At 72.8% G+C, this 872-nt stretch carries 1 protein-coding gene; it reads left to right on the top strand.

Annotated features, from left to right (window positions below; all coding sequences use genetic code 11):
* Positions 1-872, top strand: an 872-nt coding sequence (locus G7A99_RS21840; protein WP_205599996.1) for a hypothetical protein, incomplete at both ends; no start/stop codon positions are given.

The raw sequence follows: 872 nt of genomic DNA, 5'->3' as shown, positions 1-872 counted from the left end.
GCGTGCACGAGGGCGAGCTGGCGTTCAACGCCGGCTTCGATGGCAACGTGTGGGTGGACGGCGACGGCACGATGGGCGGCTCCGGCCACGTGCGCGGCGACATCTCGGTGACGGGCACGCTCGCCCCGGGCAACTCCCCCGGCACCCTCACGGTCACGGGCAGCGTCACCCAGATGGACGGCAGCAACTACGTCGTCGAGATCGACGGCTACGGGACCGGCACGGGCGCCGGCAACTACGACCGCGTGCTGCTCACCGGTGCGAACAGCGTCTACACCGCGGACGGCACCATCACCGCACAGCTCCGCGGCATCCCCGGCGACGCCGAGAACACCTTCTCCCCGGCGGTCGGCGACCTGTTCCGGGTCGTGGAGGCCGAGGGCGGCGTGACCGGGACCTACGACACCCTGGTCCAGCCCGCGGCCGGCCTGCCCGCCGACACCCGCTTCGTGGTGCTCTACAACCCGAACGACGTGACCCTGGCGGTGACCCCCCAGCGCTACGCCGACACCGTGGCCACCAACGGGCGAAACAACGCGGTCGCCGCGGCACGCGCGCTCGACGGGATCCGTCCCGTGGACGGCGCCAACGCGGACGACGGCGTCACCGGGGCGCTGTTCACACGGCTCGCCGGGCTGTCCTCGGAAGGGATCACGCAGGCCTTCGAGCAGACCGCCGCCGACATCCATCCCGTCGCGATGACCGCGTCCCGCAGGGCCCGCGAGCTGGTGCGCGACGGCATGATCGCCCATGCCACGAGCGCCACGCGAGGGGCGACCGGGGCCCTCACCCACGGCACGGAAGACGCCGCCACCACGCCGGAGGGACTGGTCTCGCCGTCAGGCCTGTGGGTCGACGTGGCCGGAGAGTGG

The sequence above is a fragment of the Arhodomonas sp. KWT genome, assembly GCF_010993615.1.
The sequence above is the reverse complement of the archived record's forward strand: the minus strand, read 5'-3'. Positions and strand labels throughout refer to the sequence as shown.